Raw genomic sequence first — 16,261 nt, forward strand, 5'->3', positions numbered from 1 at the left:
CCTTATGGAATCTGTGCTACCGGTTCGGCCGTGCTGGCCACCCAGCCTGGCGCGAACACCCGGCCGTCGGCATCGAACAGGAAGGCGCGCGTGGCCGGGAACACCAGCTCGACCCGGCTGCCCAGCGCCGGCGGCGCGGAATCGGCATCGGTCTTCACCGCCACCATTTCCCCGCCCTCGCCCACCTGCGCATACACCAGCGTGACGTCACCCAGGTACTCGACCAGCGCCACCGTCGCCGCGATGCCGCCGCCTTCCAGTCCCGGCCGGGCCAGTTGCAGATGCTCGGGCCGCACACCCAGGGTGACGCGGGCGCCGGTGCCGGCACGCGCCACGTCGGCCGCCACCTCCACCCGCTCGCCGCCCGCCAGTTCCACGGTGGCGCTGCGCGCGCCCTGCCCGGCCAGCGTGGCGTCGAAGAAGTTCATGCGCGGCGAACCGAGGAAGCCGGCCACGAACTTGTTCGCCGGACGCTCGTACAGGTCCGACGGCGTGCCCACCTGCTCGATGCGCCCGCCGTTCAGCACCACGATCTTCTGGCCCAGGGTCATGGCCTCGACCTGGTCGTGGGTCACGTAGATCATGGTGCTTTTCAGCTCGCGGTGCAGGCGCGCCAGTTCCACGCGCGTTTGTCCGCGCAGTGCGGCATCGAGGTTCGACAGCGGCTCGTCGAACAGGAAGACCTCGGGTTTGCGCACGATGGCGCGCCCGATCGCCACGCGCTGGCGCTGCCCGCCCGACAGCGCCTTGGGCTTGCGTTCCAGCAGGTGCCCGATCTGCAGGATCTCGGCGGCGCGCCCTACCCGCTCGGCGATCTCGCTTTTGGGCACCTTGGCCAGCTTCAGGGCGAAGCCCATGTTCTCGGCTACGCTCATGTGCGGGTACAGCGCATAGCTCTGGAACACCATGGCGATGCCGCGCCGCGCCGGCTCGACGTCGTTGGCCACGCGCCCGCCGATTTCGAGCGTGCCCTCGGTGATGTCTTCCAGGCCCGCGATGATGCGCAGCAGGGTCGACTTGCCGCAGCCCGAAGGCCCGACGAAGACCACGAATTCGCCGTCCGCGATCTCCAGGTCGACGCCCTTGATGACGCTGTTCTTTTCGTACTGTTTCTTGATGCCGCGAAGGCTGACCGATGCCATGATGACTCCTTTATGTTCTTATCCCTTGAGCCCGCTCGCGGCGAGGAAGCCCTGGGTTACCCGGCGCTGGAACACCACGTAGGCAAGCGCGACCGGCAAGGCGCCCAGCAGCGCCGCCGCCATCAATTGCGCGTAACGCACGCCAAAGGCGTCGTAGGTCTGGGTCAGGCCGAGCGGGATCGTCATCATGTCGTTCGAAGTGACGATGATGAAGGGCCAGAGGAAGTTGTTCCAGGCGCCGATGAAGGTGACGATCGCCATCGCCCAGACGATGTTCCCCGAGATCGGCAGATACACGCTCCACAGCACGCGCAAGGGGTTCGCGCCGTCCATCACGGCCGCCTCGCGGAAGTCGGCGGGAATCGCATCGAAGAACTGCTTGAACACATAGATGACGACCGGCGACACCACCTGCGGCAGCACCAGCCCGGCGTAGCTGTTGATCATGCCCAGCTGATGCATGGTGCGGAACAGCGGCACCAGCAGCGCCTCGAACGGCAGCAGGAAGGCGAGCATGGCGGCGCCGAACAGCAGCGCGCGGCCGCGGAAGCGCAGCTGCGAAAAGGCGTAGGCGGCCATCAGGCTGATTGCCATCGTCACCACCGTCACCAAAAAGGCGACCAGCGCGCTGTTGAACAGCCAGCGCGGCACGTTGCCGGCGCTGAGGGTCTTGGCAAACGCGTCCAGGGTCCAGGTCTGCGGCAGCCAGTGGAACACGGCGGACACGGTTTCGTGCTCGGGCCGCAGCGCCGTCGACAGGGCCCACAGCAGCGGGAACAGCCAGAGCGCCATCAGCACCACGCTGGCCAGCACGGCGGCGACAGTCCAGCCGACCTGGGAGCGCATGATATGGAAGCGCACGCTCATGCCGCCCTCCTTGCCACCATGCGCGCCAGCAGCGACAGCGCGATGACCACGAACATGAAGGCCATGGCCACGGCCGCGGCGTAGCCGGCGTCGCTCTGGGTGAATGCGGTTTCGTACATATAGTGCAGGGTGACACGGCTGGTGTTGTAGGGTCCGCCGCTGGTGAGGATATAGGTTTGCCCGAACACCTTGAGCGAGGCGATCAGCTGGATCAGCAGCGCCGTGCCGACCACCGGTTTCAGGGACGGCCAGGTGATGGCGCGAAACAGCGTGAAGCCGCTGGCGCCGTCCAGGGCCGCGGCCTCGTACAGCTCGCCCGGGATGTTGCGCAGGCCGGCCAGCAGCATCAGCATGTTGAAGCCGACCGTCCACCAGATGGTGCCGATCGCCACCGCCGGCAGCGCCCAGTGCACGTCAGAGAGCCAGGCATTCTGGCCGCCGACGATGTGGTTGATCACGCCCGACGAAGGCTGCAGCATCCAGTCGGCGATCAGGGTCATCACCGAGATCGGCAGCACGTAGGGCAGGAAGAAGGCGCCCTGCAGCCAGGACTGGATGCGGACAAAGCGGTTCACCAGCAGCGCCATCACCAGGCCCAGCGCCGTGAGCGGGATCACGGTCAACAGGGCGAAGTAGAAGGTGTTGCCGAGCGAGGACCAGAACGAGGGATCCTGCACCAGGGTCGCGTAGTTGGCCAGGCCGACGAAAGCGCTGGTGCGCGTCAGGCTGCTCTCGGTCAGGCTCATGTAGAAGGTATGCAGCGCCGGCAGCAGGAAGAACAGCAAAAAGGCGGCGGCGAACGGCGCCAGCAGCAGCGCGGCGGGCATGCTTTCCCTGCGGCCCTCGGCGTGTTTCCTGGTGCGCGCCCCGGTGGCGGCGGGTGTCAAGGTCGTGGTTTCCATGGGTGGCAATCAGTAGCGCGGCGGGCGTTTACGCAGCAGGCGCGAAGCCTCTTTTTCGAACATGTCCAGCGCTTCAGCCGGGGTTAGCTGGCCGGACAGCGCGCCCGGCATGAACTTCGAGGCCATGGCCTCGACCGGCCCGGCCGCACCCATGTACCAGCCGTCGGGGTCGTAGACCACGTTCTGCGCGGCCTCGGCATACAGGGCGTTCGGCATCAACGCCCTGGCCGCGGGCGATTCGGCCACCGGGCGGTAGGCCGGCACGTGGCCGCCCTCGGCCCAGCCCATCGAGTGGCGGCTGACGTAGGCCATGAAGGCGAGCACGCCCTGCAGCTTGGCCGGGTCCATGGGTTTGCCCTCGTTCGAGGGAATGGCAAATGCATGCGAGTCGGTCCAGACACTGGCGTCCTGGTACAGGCGCGGCAGCGGCACGATGCCGTACTCGAAGCCGAGCGTGCGCTGGCGCGTGGCGCGCACCAGTTCCGGCACTTCCCACACGCCGTTGAGCATGAAGCCGGCGCCGCCGCCCATGAACTGGCTGGTCGAGGCCGGGTAATCGAGGCCGGCCGGGCCATAGCCGCGCGTGAACCAGGCGCTGACCTTGGCCAGTTCCTCGACGCCGGCGCGGCCGTAGGCAAAGCGTCCGTTCTCGATCAGCGTGGCCTTGCGCTGGTTCAGCAGCGACAGCCACAGGCGCCAGATGGCGTACGAACCCTGGCTCGCTTCCATCGCCAGGCCGGCCTTGCCGCTGCGCTCGCGCACGCCGGCAAAGGCGGCCGTCAGGGCCTCGTAGCCGACGATGGGTTTGAGCACACCGGCGCCGTCGAGCAGCCCCGCCTTGCCGGCCAGGGTCTTGTTGTAGTACATGACCATGGGGTGCATGTCGAGCGGGATGGCGTAGTTGCGGCCTTCGTAGCGCGACTTTTCCCACTGGCGCGGGAAGTAGTCGCTGCCGCGCAGCCCGGCCGCGGCCAACTCGGCATCACTGATCGCGCGCAGCACGCCGCCGCCGGCCAGGTTGGGCAGGCGCGACAGGTGGACGGTGGCGATGTCGGGGCCGGCGCCGACCACCGACGAGGTGATCAGCTTGGTGTAGAAAGGCTCGCCCCACTTCAGGGTGGTGCTGGCCACGCGCACGGCGCGCTGGCTGGCGTTGAAGTCCTCGACCATGGCGCGCATGCGGGCGCCGTCGCCGCCGCTGAGCAGGGTCCACATCCGTATGTCGATAGGTCGCTGCGTGGGCCGCTGCGCCCGCGCCACCAAGGGGGCACCCATGCCCAGCAGCAGGGAAGCCGCGATAAAACGTCTGCGTTGCGCCACGATGTCTCCGTTTTTCTCCGCTTTTTTCTTGCGCCCGGCCTGTGCCGGCCGGTGCGCCATGTCTGTTACCTGATCAGGGTCGTGCCCTTCACCACCGGTTTGCCGTCCACCCAGTCGAGTTTGTCGATGTAGAGGAAGCGCCGTTCGGCGCGGGTGCCGTCAGGCTTCAGTTCCCACGCATGATAGGCGATGAAGTCCTGTTCGCCCACACGGAACACCACCTGGTGGCCCGGGCCGTACAGGTTGCGCTCGGCGCGGCTCTTCAGGAAAGGCGAGTCGTCGGCTGGCTGGCAGGGGCCGACCGGGCCGGCGCAGGTGGCGTAACCCACCGCGTAGGTGCCGTTGCCGAAGTCGTTGGCCGAGTAGAACAGGGTGTACTTGCCGCCGCGCTGCACCATGGTCGGCGCCTCGATCACCTTGCCTTCCCAGCTGCGGCCGTTCGTCAGCAACCGGGTCGGCTGGCCGGTCACGGCCAGGCCGTCGGGCCGCAATTCCTGTACGAAGATGTGGGTCGGCTGGTTGCAGCAGTTGCCGTCGCTCTTGAAGTACAGGTAAAGACGGCCGCCTTCGAGGAAGGGGCTGGCGTCGATGGTGCCGCCCAGTTCGGCCTGGCAAATCAGCGGCTTGCTGGCCTTGTCGACGAAGGGGCCGGCGGGCGACGCCGACTCGGCCGCGCCCACGCACTGGCGGTCCGAGGCCAGGTCGTGCGCCGTGTAGTACAGCACGTAGCGCTCGCCCAGCTTGATGACTTCCGGCGCCCAGACGTGCGGCACTTCCTTGCGTACCCAGCTGGCCAGTGCGGGCATCGCGTCCGGCAGTGCGCGCCAGGATTGCAGGTCGCTCGAATGCAGGGTCGGCAGGTTCTTGCCGTCGCCGTTGGTGGCGTAGGCATAGTAGCCGCCGGCGTCGGGCAGCACGAAGGGGTCGGGGAAGTTGCCGATCGAGCTCGTGACCGGCGAGGTCGGCGCCGGCGCCGCTGCGCAGCCACCCAGCACTGCAAGAGACAGGGCAAGCGGCAGTCCCGCCCAGCGCATCACGCCCCGCCTCCGCGCAGGTTCGCCGTCCGCAAAAAGTCCGTCATCGTCCCCTCCTCGTCTTGTCATTGCTGAGATCATACGGCGCGCAACCCGTGCTCTCCATAACGAAACACGCGCGATGTATGCCAAATCCGTATTCGTCAGGTATGTACGTCAGGTATGCACGGGCGGCGTCAGCCCGGCCGCTTCGCGCAGGGCCGCCAGCATTGCCTCGGCCGAGGGCGGCAAGTGATGGCGCTTGCGGGTGACGATGCCGTAGACGCCGGCGCGCAGGTCGACATCGAGCGGCAGCACGGCCAGCGTGCCGGCGTCCAGCGCGGACTGTACCAGTTCGAGCGGCAGCGCGACCACACGGTCGCTGTCGGCCAGCAGGCGCATTACCAACGGCAGCGAAATGGTTTCGACCACATCGGCGGGCTGCGGCAAGCCCCTGGCGATGAACAGCGCCATCAATTGGTCGCGCAGGCGCCCGGCCAACGGCAGGATCCAGGGCGCCTGCGCCAGGTCTTCGAAGCCGAGGTCGCTGCGGTTCAACCAGGGGTGGCCGGCGCGCACGATCAGGCTGTGCGGCTCGTCGGCCAGCGGTTCGAATTCGAGTTCGGCGGCGGCGCCGGGGTCGAGGATGCGGCCGATTACGATGTCGAGTTCGCCGGCGCGCAATCCCTCGATCATGGCCTGGCTGGTGTCGCTCGCCACCGCCACCTGCACGCGCGGATTGCGTTCCTTCAGCAGCCGGATCGCCTGCGGCAGCAGGGTCGCCGCCGCCGCGCGCACGCTGCCGATGGCCACGCGGCCGCCGAAGCCGGCCTGGCCCTGCATGATTTCCTGGTGCGCCGCGTCCATCTCGGCCAGGGCCGCGCCGGCGCGCCGGATCAGCACCTGGCCGTACCAGGTCGGCACCACGCCGCGCGGCAGGCGCTCGAACAGCGGCACGCCGAGCGCGTGTTCCAGCTCGCCGATGAGTTTCGAGGCCCCGGGCTGGGTCAGCCCGGCCGCTTCGGCCGCGTGCAGGATCGAGGCGTGGCGGCCCAGTTCGACCAGCAGCACCAGGTGGCGCGTCTTGAGGTGAAAGCGGATGAACCTTGTGGACGATGAATCGCGCATGCCGCTTTGTGAAATTTTTGTTAAGAAATCTTACGGCATGCGCGGGCCGGGCGTCAATGTCGTTCCGGCAAAATGTTGTTTATCAGGAAATGAGAGCCTTGGCCTTTGCCTGTTTAACCCAGTCCGGATACTCGTCCATCAGCAGGTCGTACAGGGCTGCGTCCGCATGCTCGTCGGGGCGTTCGACCGAAAAGAAACCGGCATTGTCGATCAGGCGACCGTCGAGTTCGTCCAGCTTTTCCAGGAAGGGGAAGTCGGAATCGGCGAAGTTAATCAAGCGCTTGCTCTTCGATTTCTTGCCCTTGCCGATGCCCATGAACTGCCAGAAGATCGGCTCGCGGCTCGACCAGCGCAGCTGGCGCTCGGTGAGCGGCTTGTCCGAGGTGCTGCCGTCGGTGACGAACATCACGTACACCGGCAGCGCGGCCTGGCATGGCGTCTTGCGCTCGCCGCCGCGGGCATCGGGGAAGTAGTGGCGGCGCACGGCTTCCATCGCCGCGCCATAGCGGGTGTCGCCTTCCAGCGGGTGGCGCTCGATGATCTCGCGCACGTAGTTGGAGAAATTCCCCAGGCCCATGGGTACGCCGCGGTGCACGTTGCGGCCGAACAGGAAGACGTCGATCTCGCCGTCGTCGTCGAAACGGCAACCCAGCGCCAGGATGCGCTCGGCAAAGCGCTGCACCAGCCCTTTTTTATACAGCGTGCCCATCGAACCCGAGATGTCCAGCACCAGGCAGACGCGGGCGCGGTGCTCGGCCAGGCCGACCTTCGCCAGCGACACCCCGGCCGACTTGACCAGGCTGACCAGCTGGGGCGCGGCCTGCTCGACGCGCTTTTCCAGGTTGATCGCGGCCGGCTTGGGCGGCGGCGCAGGTGGAGACACAGGTGGTGGCGCAGGCGTATCGGCGACGTCGGCCCCGAAGTGCTTGACCAGCGCCGCCAGCCCGCCATTGAAACCCTGGCCGACCGCCATGAAGCGCCAGCCGCCGTCCTTGCGATAGAATTCGCCCAGCATCACGGCCTGCTCGGCGGCGAAATCGCGCCCGGCGAAATCGAAGCGGGCGAACTCGCCCTGCGCGCTCACCAGGCGTAGGGCGCCGGACTGCAGTTGCGCCATGGTGCCGCCGCCGTCGATGCTGGCGGTGATGGTCACGCGCTCGACGGAGGCCGGCAGGCGGCCAAGCTGGAACAGGAAGCCGTCGCGGTCGGCGCCGACCGCTCCCACGCGCACGCCGCCGCACGGGCTTTGCGGCTGGTTGAAGAACGTCATGTAGCGTTCCTCGACCAGCTTGCCGCCGGCATCGAGGGCGAAGCAGGCGAAATCGAGCGCCAGGCCCTGGGCGGACAAGCCGGCCTGGATGGCGCCATCCGGCGCATGCGCTGCCAGCGCCAGGCGCTCGCCGCGGGACAGTTGTTTCATGTTTTACCTCGTGTCTGCTTGCTCGTATGTCAGTCCGCCGGCCCGGCCGCTCAGGCGATGTCGACGCCGTGCTCGGTGGCGAGCGCCGCCAGGCCGCCGGCATAGCCCTGGCCGACCGCGCGGAACTTCCATTCGCCGTTGTGGCGGTAGATCTCGGCGAAGATCATCGCGGTCTCGGTCGAATAGTCTTCCGACAGATCGAAACGCACGATCTCGGCGTTATTGTCGAGGTTCACCACGCGCACGAAGGCATCCTGCACCATGCCGAAACTCTGGCGCCGCGCCTCGGCGTCGTGGATCGTGACCGCGATCACCAGGCGCTTGATCTCGGCCGGCACGTCGGCCAGACGGATTTTCAGTGCTTCGTCGTCGCCATCGCCGGCGCCGGTCTTGTTGTCGCCGGTATGCTCGACCGCACCGCAGGTGGAGGTCAGCTGGTTATAGAAAATGAAGTCGTGGTCACCGCGCACCTTGCCGTTTTCCTGGACCATGAACAGGCTGGCGTCGAGGTCGAAATCCGCGCCGGTGGTGGAACGCGCTTCCCAGCCCAGTCCGACCAGCACCTCGCGCAGGCTCGGGTCCGTTTTCGATAAACTGAGATTGCCGCCTTTTTGCAGACTGATTGCCATAATCGTTTTCCGTCCTGGTTGATTCGGGCGGCGGGAATGTTTTCAACCGCCACAATTATTTATACAGAATAAACCCGTCATCGCGGTGGATTGCAAAACCGGCCGTTATCGGGAATTGGCGCATCTCATGCCGCTTGCATAGGACTTGCCCGGCGATGCACGCATTTGTGAATATTCACGCTTCCACACAATATTCCGACCCACAAAAAGCGTGAATATTCACATTTGGAATAGGAGCGTAATTAATCGAACCGAATAATCGACGCTGATGACAGATCTATTTCCAAAATTCAAGGTGCTGTGTAATATACATTAATCGTTTTGGATATTGAAGATGCCCGCGCGAGCTTCGGCATTGAATCCCGGACGCCCTGAATCATTTCCCAACCGTCTATTTGGTACGAAAGAACAATGCGAAAACTTCCCGTCTACCTGTTACTCGACACCTCGGGATCGATGAACGGCGAGCCGATCGAATCGGTGCGCAACGGCATGCAGACACTGCTGTCGGCGCTGCGCCAGGATCCCCATGCGATCGAATCGGCCTGGCTGTCGGTCATTACCTTCTCCGACACCGCGAAACAGGTCACGCCGCTGACCGAACTCGGCCAGTTCCAGATGCCGGCGATCACCGCCTCGGGCACCACCTCGATGGGCGCCGCGCTGTCGCTGCTGGCCGAGCGCGTGGGCCAGGAAGTGGCCAAGACCACCGCCGACCAGAAAGGCGACTGGAAGCCGATCGTCTTCATGATGACCGACGGCGACCCGACCGACGACCTGGCCGCCGGCATCGCCGCCATCAAGGCGGCCAAGCTCGGCACCGTGATCGCCTGCGCCGCCGGACCGAACGCCAACGTGCGCGAGCTGCAGCGCATCACCGAATCGGTGGTGCGCCTGGACACGGCCGACAGCAACACCATCCGCGCCTTCTTCAAGTGGGTCAGCGCCTCGATCGCCACCACCAGCCAGAAAATCGACCTCACCAAGAAGGACGCGAACGGCCTGGCCGATTTGCCGCCGCCGCCGCCCGAAGTCAACGTGGTCCTGTAAACCCCTCACCCATACTAGGAGAGCCACATGGCAGTCAGTCTGCGTAAAGGGCAAGGCGTCAGCCTGCGCAAGGAAGAAAACGACCTGTCCCAGATCACCATCGGGCTGGGCTGGGATGTGGCCGAAGAAAAGCGCGGCTTCCTCGGCTCGCTGTTCGGCGCCAAGCAGGAAGAGTACGACCTGGACGCCATCGCCTTTTTACTCGGCGCGAACGGCAAGCTGCCCGGCCCGGAAGACGTGGTGTTCTACAACGCCCAGCGCCACGCCAGCGGCGCGCTCTGGCTGACCGGCGACAACCGCACCGGCGAAGGCGATGGCGACGACGAGCAGATCATCGTGCGCCTCGACCAGCTGCCCGCCAAGTACGAGCGCATCCTGTTCGTGGTGTCGATCTACGAAGGCAAGAGCAAGCGCCAGGACCTGGGCAAGGTGGCGAACGCCTTTATCCGCGCGGTCGACAACAGGAACAAGGAGATGGTCCGCTTCGACATCAGCGGCGACGCCTCGATGGCCGGGCGCTGCTCGCTGACCTTTGCCGAAGTGGTGCGCGACGGCGGCGGCTGGAAGTTCAATGCGATCGGCACGCCGCACGAGACCGACCGCTTCGTCGACGTCATGCGGCCCTACATGCCATGAGCGTACGCCGCCTGCCGGTCTACCTGGCGCTGGACACCTCGGGCTCGATGCGGGGCGAGCCGATCCAGGCCGTGAACGTCGGCCTGCACGCCCTGCTCGCCTCGCTGCGCCAGAACCCGTTTGCGCTGGAAAGCGCCAGCCTGTGCATCGTCACCTTCGATGCGCGCGTCACCACCATCCTGCCGATGACGCCACTGGAAGACATCGTGCTGCCGGAAGTCGTCTGTCCGGACTCCGGCCCGACCTTCCTGGGCGCGGCGCTGCACGCCATCTGCGACATGCTGGCGCGCGACATCCGCACCTCGACCGTCGACCAGAAAGGCGACTGGCGTCCCCTGCTGTTCGTGATGACCGACGGTAAACCCTCGGACACCCAGGATTACCAGGAAGCGATCGTGCGGGTGAAGCAGGCCAACTTCGCCACGGTGGTCGCCTGCGCCGCCGGCCCGAAGAGCGACCCGGCCCAGCTGCGCCCGCTCACCGACCGCGTGGTCAGCCTCGACACCCTGGACAGCGCCAGCTTCGCCGGCTTCTTCCAGTGGGTGAGTTCGGCGGTCACGGCGGGCAGCGCCAGCGTCGGCGCGGTCGGCGCACCGGATTTGCCGCCACCGCCGCCCGAAGTGCAGGTCGTATTGTGAACACATAGGCACAGAGGAGAAGCCGATGCGGCGTTTACCCATCTTCATGCTGCTGGACGTGTCGGAGTCGATGGCCGGCGACAACCTGCGCCAGCTCCAGCACGGCCTCGAGCGGCTGGTGGCCGGCCTGCGCACCGACCCGCATGCGCTCGAAACGGTGCACCTGTCGACCATCGCCTTTGCCGGCAAGGCGCGCACGCTGGCGCCGCTGACGGAACTGGCCCACTTCTATCCGCCGCGGCTGCCGCTGGGCTCGGGCACCTCGCTCGGGCGCGGCATGCAGCACCTGATGGATGAACTCGACCGCAGCATCCAGCCGAACACGCCCGAGCGCAAGGGCGACTGGCGCCCGGTGATCTACCTGATGACCGACGGTAAACCCACCGACGACATCGAACCGGCCCTGAAGCGCTGGCGCGAGCGCTACGCGGCGCGCGCCACCCTGGTGGCGATTGCGGTCGGCAAGTTCGCCGCCATCGACGTGCTGCAGCGCTTCACCGACACCGTGCTGCGCCTGGATGCCCAGACCGAGCAGGACTTCCGGCGTTTCGTCGACTGGGTCACGATGTCGGTCGTGGCCCAGAGCCGCAGCGTGGCCGAGCCGCGCGCCGGCGTGAACCTGGCCAAGATCGACGAGTCGATCCTGAAAAAGATCGGCGATATCGAGAACGGCCTGAACGTCGACGAAGACCTGGTGGTCCTGACCGGCCGCTGCCAGAACAACCGCCTGCCCTACCTGATGCGCTACGAGCGGGTGCCGGCCGCCGCCCGCACCCGCCAGTTCGGAATGGCGCTCGACCTCTACCAGCTGGCCGGCGTGTTTGCGCTGGAAGCCGACTACGACGCGCTGTCCGACGACCGCGCCCTGGTGCGCACGGTCAGCACCGACGCCCTGATCGGCTCGCCGGGCTGCCCCCACTGCGGCAACCCGACCGCCTTTGCCATGTGCAGCTGCGGCGCCCTGATGTGCATCCGCGGCAGCGGCCCGGCGCTATGCCCGAGCTGCGACCGCGAATGCGATTTCGGCGAATGCAGCGGCGACGGTTTCGACGTCGCGCGTTCGCGCGGCTAGGAGAACCTTCACGATGGACCACAGTCTGCAGTCCTATGCGCGCGCCTACATCCTGCGTGCGCGCACCGAACTCGATCCCGGACGGGTCGACGAGTACGTGGCGAGCGAGGCGTTCAGGAACCTGGCGAACAAGTTCGCCGAAAAGATCGACCTGTCGCTGAATGCCTACCTCGGTGCGGCGCCGCCGCGGCCGGCGCCGGATGTCGGGGCACGCGCAGGCGTGCAGCCGGCCGCCGCGCAGCCGGCGAAGAAGATGCCGTTTGCCGAACTGACGCCGACACCGGCGCCGGTGCCTGCTGCCCGTACGGCCCCTGCGGCGACCGATGCCAAGCGCGGCGCCGCCATGCAGGGCGATGCCGGCAGGCCGGCGCCGGCCGCCGTGCCGCCGGCTCTTCCGCCTGCACCTCCCCTGCCTGCGATGCCCTTGACTCCGCCCATGCCGCCTACCCCACCGATGCCGCCGACGCCGCCCATGCCTCCTGTTCCGCCTTTGGCCGCCGCGCCTGCGCCTGCACCTGCTTCACCTGCTGCGCCTGCCTCGCCGCCCCCTGCTCCAGCCGCGGCCCAGCCTGAACCGGCCCCGGCACCCGTCCAGCCGCCGCAGCCCGACCTGCCCGACGCCGTTTTCCGCCTCCCGAACGCACGCGCCGGCAGCAGCTACGCGCACCGGCTCGCGCCAGCCGACGGCGAGGCGATCGTCTTCGAGGCCGTGCTGGTGCCCGAAGGCCTGGGCTGCAGCGCCGACCTGGCCAGCGGCACTGTCGCCGGCACGCCGGCCGCGGCCGGCGACTACACGCTGACGGTGCGCTACCACTACGCGCGCCAGCCGGCCCGCACGCGCCAAGCCCTGGTGCCGCTCGCCGTCATCCCCGACCCGCGCTCGATGTGGAAGAACCTGCCCTCGGACAAGACGGACCCGTACTACAAGGAAGACGAAGCCTGCGCCGGCATCGCCGGCAAGGATTACCGGATCGCCGCCGCCAGCAAGCGCGGACGCTCGCATGCGCACGTGGGGAGCTTCCGCGACGACGACTTCCGCATCGACTGCCAGGCCGCCGGCGGCTGGCACATCGCCGCCGTGGCCGATGGCGCCGGCAGCGCGCGTTACTCGCGGCGCGGCGCCGAGATCGTGTGCGAAGAAGCGCGCAGGCGCATCCTCGCCAGCCTGAGCGACAGCACCAGCGCCCAGATCGACGCCGCCGCCCAGGCCTATGCCGCATCCGGCGCGCTGCCGCCCGAGGAAAGGGCCGCCGTCGCCGACGAACTGCACACCCACCTGTCGCGCGTGGTCGGGAATGCCGCCTATTACGCGGCCCTCGCCATCCACGGCGAAGTCTCGGCACGCCCCGAACTGGGCGGCGCCTTCAAGGATTATTCGAGCACGGCGCTGATCGCCATCTGCAAGCGCTACCCCTTCGGCACCCTGTGCGCGGCCTACTGGGTCGGCGACGGCGCGGTCGGCGTCTACAGCCGGCGCGACGGCATCACCCTGCTCGGCGAAGTGGACAGCGGCGAGTTCTCCGGCCAGACGCGCTTCCTCGACAACGCGGCGGTGGACCACGCCATGCTGCGCAAGCGCACCCGCTTCGCCCTGGCCGAGGACATGACGGCGCTGGTGCTGATGACCGACGGCGTCTCCGACGCCAAGTTCGATACCGAAGCCCGGCTCGGGCGCGACGCCGACTGGCACGCCTTCTGGGAAGAGCTCGACCGCGCCGCCGGCTTCGGCGCCCAGGCGCCGGATGCCGAACGCAGGCTGCTCGACTGGCTCGACTTCTGGTCCCAGGGTAACCACGACGACCGCACCATCGCCGTCATCTACTGATCGAGACAAGACCCATGGCAAACACTGTCACCCTGAGCGCGGCCGACGGCAGCACCGTCCAGTTCATCGACGAAGTCAAGGCTTCCGGCGGCATGAAGGACGTCTACTTTTCCCCGAACCGGGACTACGTCGTGGCCTTCTTCCGCGGCAGCGCCGACGCCGCCACGCGCGAGCGCCTGTCGGTCATCACCACCGTCTACCGCGACCGCATCTTCAACCAGATCGGCGGCGACTACTGGAAGAACCTGTTCTGCTGGCCGACCGCGATGGTCGAGCACAACGGGCGGCTGGGCGTGGTCGTGCCCTTCTATGCGCCGGAATTCTTCTTCAAGCATGGCTCGCGCAACAACGACATGCTGGCAATTAAAGGGCGCGAAAAGGAAGGCAAGTGGTTCGCCTCGCCTTCGAACCGCAACAAGTTCATCGACCAGCGCGAACTCGGCAACTGGATGCTGCAGATTAAGCTGTGCCTGCAGATCGCGCGCGCCGTGCGCCGCATGCACTCGGCCGGCCTGGCGCACTCGGACCTCAGCTACCGCAACGTGCTGATCGACCCGTCCACCGGGCGCGCCTGCCTGATCGACATCGACGGCCTGGTCGTGCCCGGCAAGTACCCGCCCGACGTGGTCGGCACGCCGGATTTCATCGCCCCCGAATGCGTGGCCACGGCACATCTGCCGCGCGACGACCCACAGCGCAAGCTGCCCTCGATCGCCACCGACCGCCACGCGCTGGCGGTGCTGGTCTACATGTACCTGCTGCTGCGCCATCCGCTGCGCGGCGACAAGGTGCACGACCTGAACGACCCGCAGCGCGACGAGGAACTGTCGATGGGCGAGCGCGCGCTGTTCGTCGAGCACCCGGCGGACGCCTCGAACCGCATCAAGCTGGCCAACGTCAAGCCCTCGGAACTACCGTGGAAGGATACGGCGAAGCTGCCGTTCGGGATCGTCGGCCCCTATCTGGGCGAGCTGTTCACCAAGGCCTTCATCGACGGCCTGCACAACCCCAGCCTGCGCCCCAGCGCCGACGACTGGGAAACCGCGCTGGTGAAAACCGTCGACCTGCTCCAGCCCTGCCCGAACTTCGCCTGCGAACAGGGCTGGTACGTATTCGACAACAAGGCCAGGCCGCGCTGCCCGTTCTGCGGCACCGCCTTCTCGGGGCCGCTGCCGGTGCTGAATTTGTATTCGTCGCAGCGCGAAGGCAGCTTCCGGCCCGACAACCACCGCCTGATGGTGTACTCCGGCCAGTCGCTGTTCCAATGGCATACCAACCGCAACATCGTCCCCAACGAAAAGATCACCGAGACCCAGAAAAAGCGCGTCGGCTACTTCGTGCTGCACCAGGGGACCTGGTTCCTGGTGAACGAGGGGATGCCGGAATTGATGGAGCTGCCGGCCAAGACGCCGGTGCCGATCGGCGGCAAGGTGGCGCTCGAGGACGGCAAGCAGCTGCTGATGTCGCGCGAGCCGGGCGGCCGGCTGGTGGTGGTGCAGATGGCCAATCAGTAGGCGGCTGCCCTCGGTCAGAACAGTTCGAGATTCGGCGACGGCTCGGGCGGTTTGCGCCGCACCGGCGCCGGCGCCGCCGGCCAGTCGCGCATGCGCTCGGCGGGATAGTGGCGCAAGAAGGAATGGGCCATGTCCATGCTGCGGCAGGACAGCCAATCCTCGACCTCCTCATGCGGCAGGATCACCAGCGAGCGTTTTTCGTCGCCGGGCTTGTGCATGCGGTTCATCAGCGGGTGATCGTCGGCGTTGATCGTGATCTGGGTGAACGAGGACGCAACGCCCCCATCGGGCTCGGGCCAGTCGCGCCACAGCCCGGCCACGTAGAACAGCGATTCATCAGCCATGCCGATCGCATGGCGCACGGCGCGCCCGGTTTCGTAGCAGGGCTCGTAGAACCAGGCCATCGGCACCGCGCACAGTTGCAGGCGGCGCCAGGCCGGCGCAAACGAACGGCGCTCGACCAGCGATTCGGCGCGCGCGTTCATGGTGTCGAAGGGTTTCACGTCCGGCGGGATCTGGCGCCGCGGGACCATGCCGTAGGTGGCCAGCAATGCTTCCGGACGGCCGCTTGCGCCGCGGCGAACGATCGGCGCCAGGTAATCCTTCCAGGTCTCTTCGGGCCAGCGCCAGTCGGCGGGCAGTTCGCTGAAGGCGCCGATCGAGCCGAACTGCTCGGGCGTGGGCGGACGGTAGTTGACGCACATGGTGAACCCGCCTCAGAAACCTTCGAGCACCGTTTCCAGGTGGCTGACGTTCGGCGCGCCATCGAAGCAATGGCCGACCAGGCGGCGCCACTCCTGGAAATCCTCGCTGCCGCGGAAGTGGACGTTGTGGTCCTCTACCGTTGCCCAGCGCACCAGCAGGCGGTAGGCGCGCGGGTTTTCCACGCCGCGTTCCAGCCACATGCCGTGGCAGCCACGCGCGCGCTGGAACAGCGGCGTCGCCTGGCGCACGCCGGCTTCGAATTCGGCTACCATGCCTTCCTTGATCAACAGCTCCGCACTCTCGATTACCATCTATCTCTCTCTTTAGAAAAAAGGCCGGTTCGCGCCGTCATGCCCTTCAGTTCAACAGTGCTCCGTAGGGTGGACTCCCGAGTCCACGC

General features: G+C 67.0%; 16 protein-coding genes. 6 read left to right on the plus strand and 10 right to left on the minus strand.

Annotated elements, in window-relative coordinates; genetic code table 11:
- Nucleotides 1-2 precede the first annotated feature (2 nt).
- The 8 genes from LK540_RS19580 to LK540_RS19615 all read right to left on the minus strand — a co-directional run bounded on the left by LK540_RS19580 (nt 3) and on the right by LK540_RS19615 (nt 8,421).
- A complete protein-coding gene (locus LK540_RS19580; RefSeq protein ID WP_229438993.1) occupies nt 3-1,142 on the minus strand; it encodes an ABC transporter ATP-binding protein in 1,140 nt (379 codons plus the stop codon).
- An 18-nt stretch (nt 1,143-1,160) separates the two neighbouring features.
- Nucleotides 1,161-2,009, minus strand: coding sequence for a carbohydrate ABC transporter permease (locus LK540_RS19585; RefSeq protein ID WP_229438994.1), 849 nt, complete (start codon nt 2,007-2,009; stop codon nt 1,161-1,163).
- Nucleotides 2,006-2,911, minus strand: a complete 906-nt coding sequence (locus LK540_RS19590; protein WP_229438995.1) for a carbohydrate ABC transporter permease — start codon at nt 2,909-2,911, stop codon at nt 2,006-2,008. Before LK540_RS19590 ends, LK540_RS19585 begins: the two co-directional genes overlap by 4 nt.
- Before the next feature lie 9 nt (nt 2,912-2,920).
- Nucleotides 2,921-4,126 carry an extracellular solute-binding protein gene (locus LK540_RS19595; protein ID WP_229438996.1) on the minus strand — a complete coding sequence of 402 codons (1,206 nt, stop codon included), beginning with the start codon at nt 4,124-4,126 and terminating at the stop codon, nt 2,921-2,923.
- Nucleotides 4,127-4,296: 170 nt separating this feature from the next.
- Complete coding sequence (locus LK540_RS19600; RefSeq protein ID WP_229438997.1) at nt 4,297-5,265, minus strand: glycoside hydrolase family 43 protein; 969 nt, start codon at nt 5,263-5,265, stop codon at nt 4,297-4,299.
- 156 nt (nt 5,266-5,421) lie between these two features.
- A complete protein-coding gene (locus LK540_RS19605) occupies nt 5,422-6,372 on the minus strand; it encodes a LysR substrate-binding domain-containing protein (RefSeq protein WP_229438998.1) in 951 nt (316 codons plus the stop codon).
- An 82-nt stretch (nt 6,373-6,454) separates the two neighbouring features.
- Entirely contained in the window at nt 6,455-7,792 is a 1,338-nt protein-coding gene (locus tag LK540_RS19610; protein WP_229438999.1) for a VWA domain-containing protein, read from the minus strand.
- Nucleotides 7,793-7,842: 50 nt separating this feature from the next.
- The gene (locus LK540_RS19615) at nt 7,843-8,421 is read right to left on the minus strand and encodes a TerD family protein (RefSeq protein WP_229439000.1); all 579 of its coding nucleotides are present in this window, start codon (nt 8,419-8,421) and stop codon (nt 7,843-7,845) included.
- A gap of 411 nt (nt 8,422-8,832) precedes the next feature.
- Between LK540_RS19615 and LK540_RS19620 the strand changes: the two genes are divergently transcribed.
- From LK540_RS19620 to LK540_RS19645, 6 genes are read left to right on the plus strand one after another with little or no spacing between them, the layout of a single operon-like run.
- Nucleotides 8,833-9,471 (plus strand): VWA domain-containing protein, encoded by a 639-nt coding sequence (locus tag LK540_RS19620; RefSeq protein ID WP_229439001.1) that lies wholly within the window; start codon nt 8,833-8,835, stop codon nt 9,469-9,471.
- A gap of 27 nt (nt 9,472-9,498) precedes the next feature.
- Entirely contained in the window at nt 9,499-10,107 is a 609-nt protein-coding gene (locus tag LK540_RS19625) for a TerD family protein (RefSeq protein ID WP_229439002.1), read from the plus strand.
- A complete protein-coding gene (locus LK540_RS19630) occupies nt 10,104-10,745 on the plus strand; it encodes a VWA domain-containing protein (RefSeq protein ID WP_229439003.1) in 642 nt (213 codons plus the stop codon). Before LK540_RS19625 ends, LK540_RS19630 begins: the two co-directional genes overlap by 4 nt.
- A 25-nt stretch (nt 10,746-10,770) precedes the next feature.
- Complete coding sequence (locus LK540_RS19635; protein ID WP_229439004.1) at nt 10,771-11,817, plus strand: TerY-C metal binding domain-containing protein; 1,047 nt, start codon at nt 10,771-10,773, stop codon at nt 11,815-11,817.
- A gap of 13 nt (nt 11,818-11,830) precedes the next feature.
- Nucleotides 11,831-13,642, plus strand: coding sequence for a PP2C family serine/threonine-protein phosphatase (locus LK540_RS19640; protein WP_229439005.1), 1,812 nt, complete (start codon nt 11,831-11,833; stop codon nt 13,640-13,642).
- 14 nt (nt 13,643-13,656) lie between these two features.
- The gene (locus LK540_RS19645) at nt 13,657-15,156 is read left to right on the plus strand and encodes a helix-hairpin-helix domain-containing protein (RefSeq protein ID WP_229439006.1); all 1,500 of its coding nucleotides are present in this window, start codon (nt 13,657-13,659) and stop codon (nt 15,154-15,156) included.
- A gap of 14 nt (nt 15,157-15,170) precedes the next feature.
- On the opposite strand, the gene LK540_RS19650 is transcribed toward LK540_RS19645, so the two are convergent.
- Together LK540_RS19650 and LK540_RS19655 are read right to left on the minus strand one after the other, a co-directional pair.
- Nucleotides 15,171-15,860 (minus strand): SOS response-associated peptidase, encoded by a 690-nt coding sequence (locus tag LK540_RS19650; RefSeq protein ID WP_229439007.1) that lies wholly within the window; start codon nt 15,858-15,860, stop codon nt 15,171-15,173.
- Between the two features lie 12 nt (nt 15,861-15,872).
- Nucleotides 15,873-16,172, minus strand: coding sequence for an antibiotic biosynthesis monooxygenase (locus tag LK540_RS19655; RefSeq protein ID WP_229439008.1), 300 nt, complete (start codon nt 16,170-16,172; stop codon nt 15,873-15,875).
- Between the last annotated feature and the right edge of the window lie 89 nt (nt 16,173-16,261).

Origin of the sequence: Massilia sp. IC2-278, assembly GCF_020708045.1 — a bacterium.
Classification (GTDB): Bacteria; Pseudomonadota; Gammaproteobacteria; order Burkholderiales; family Burkholderiaceae_D; genus Telluria.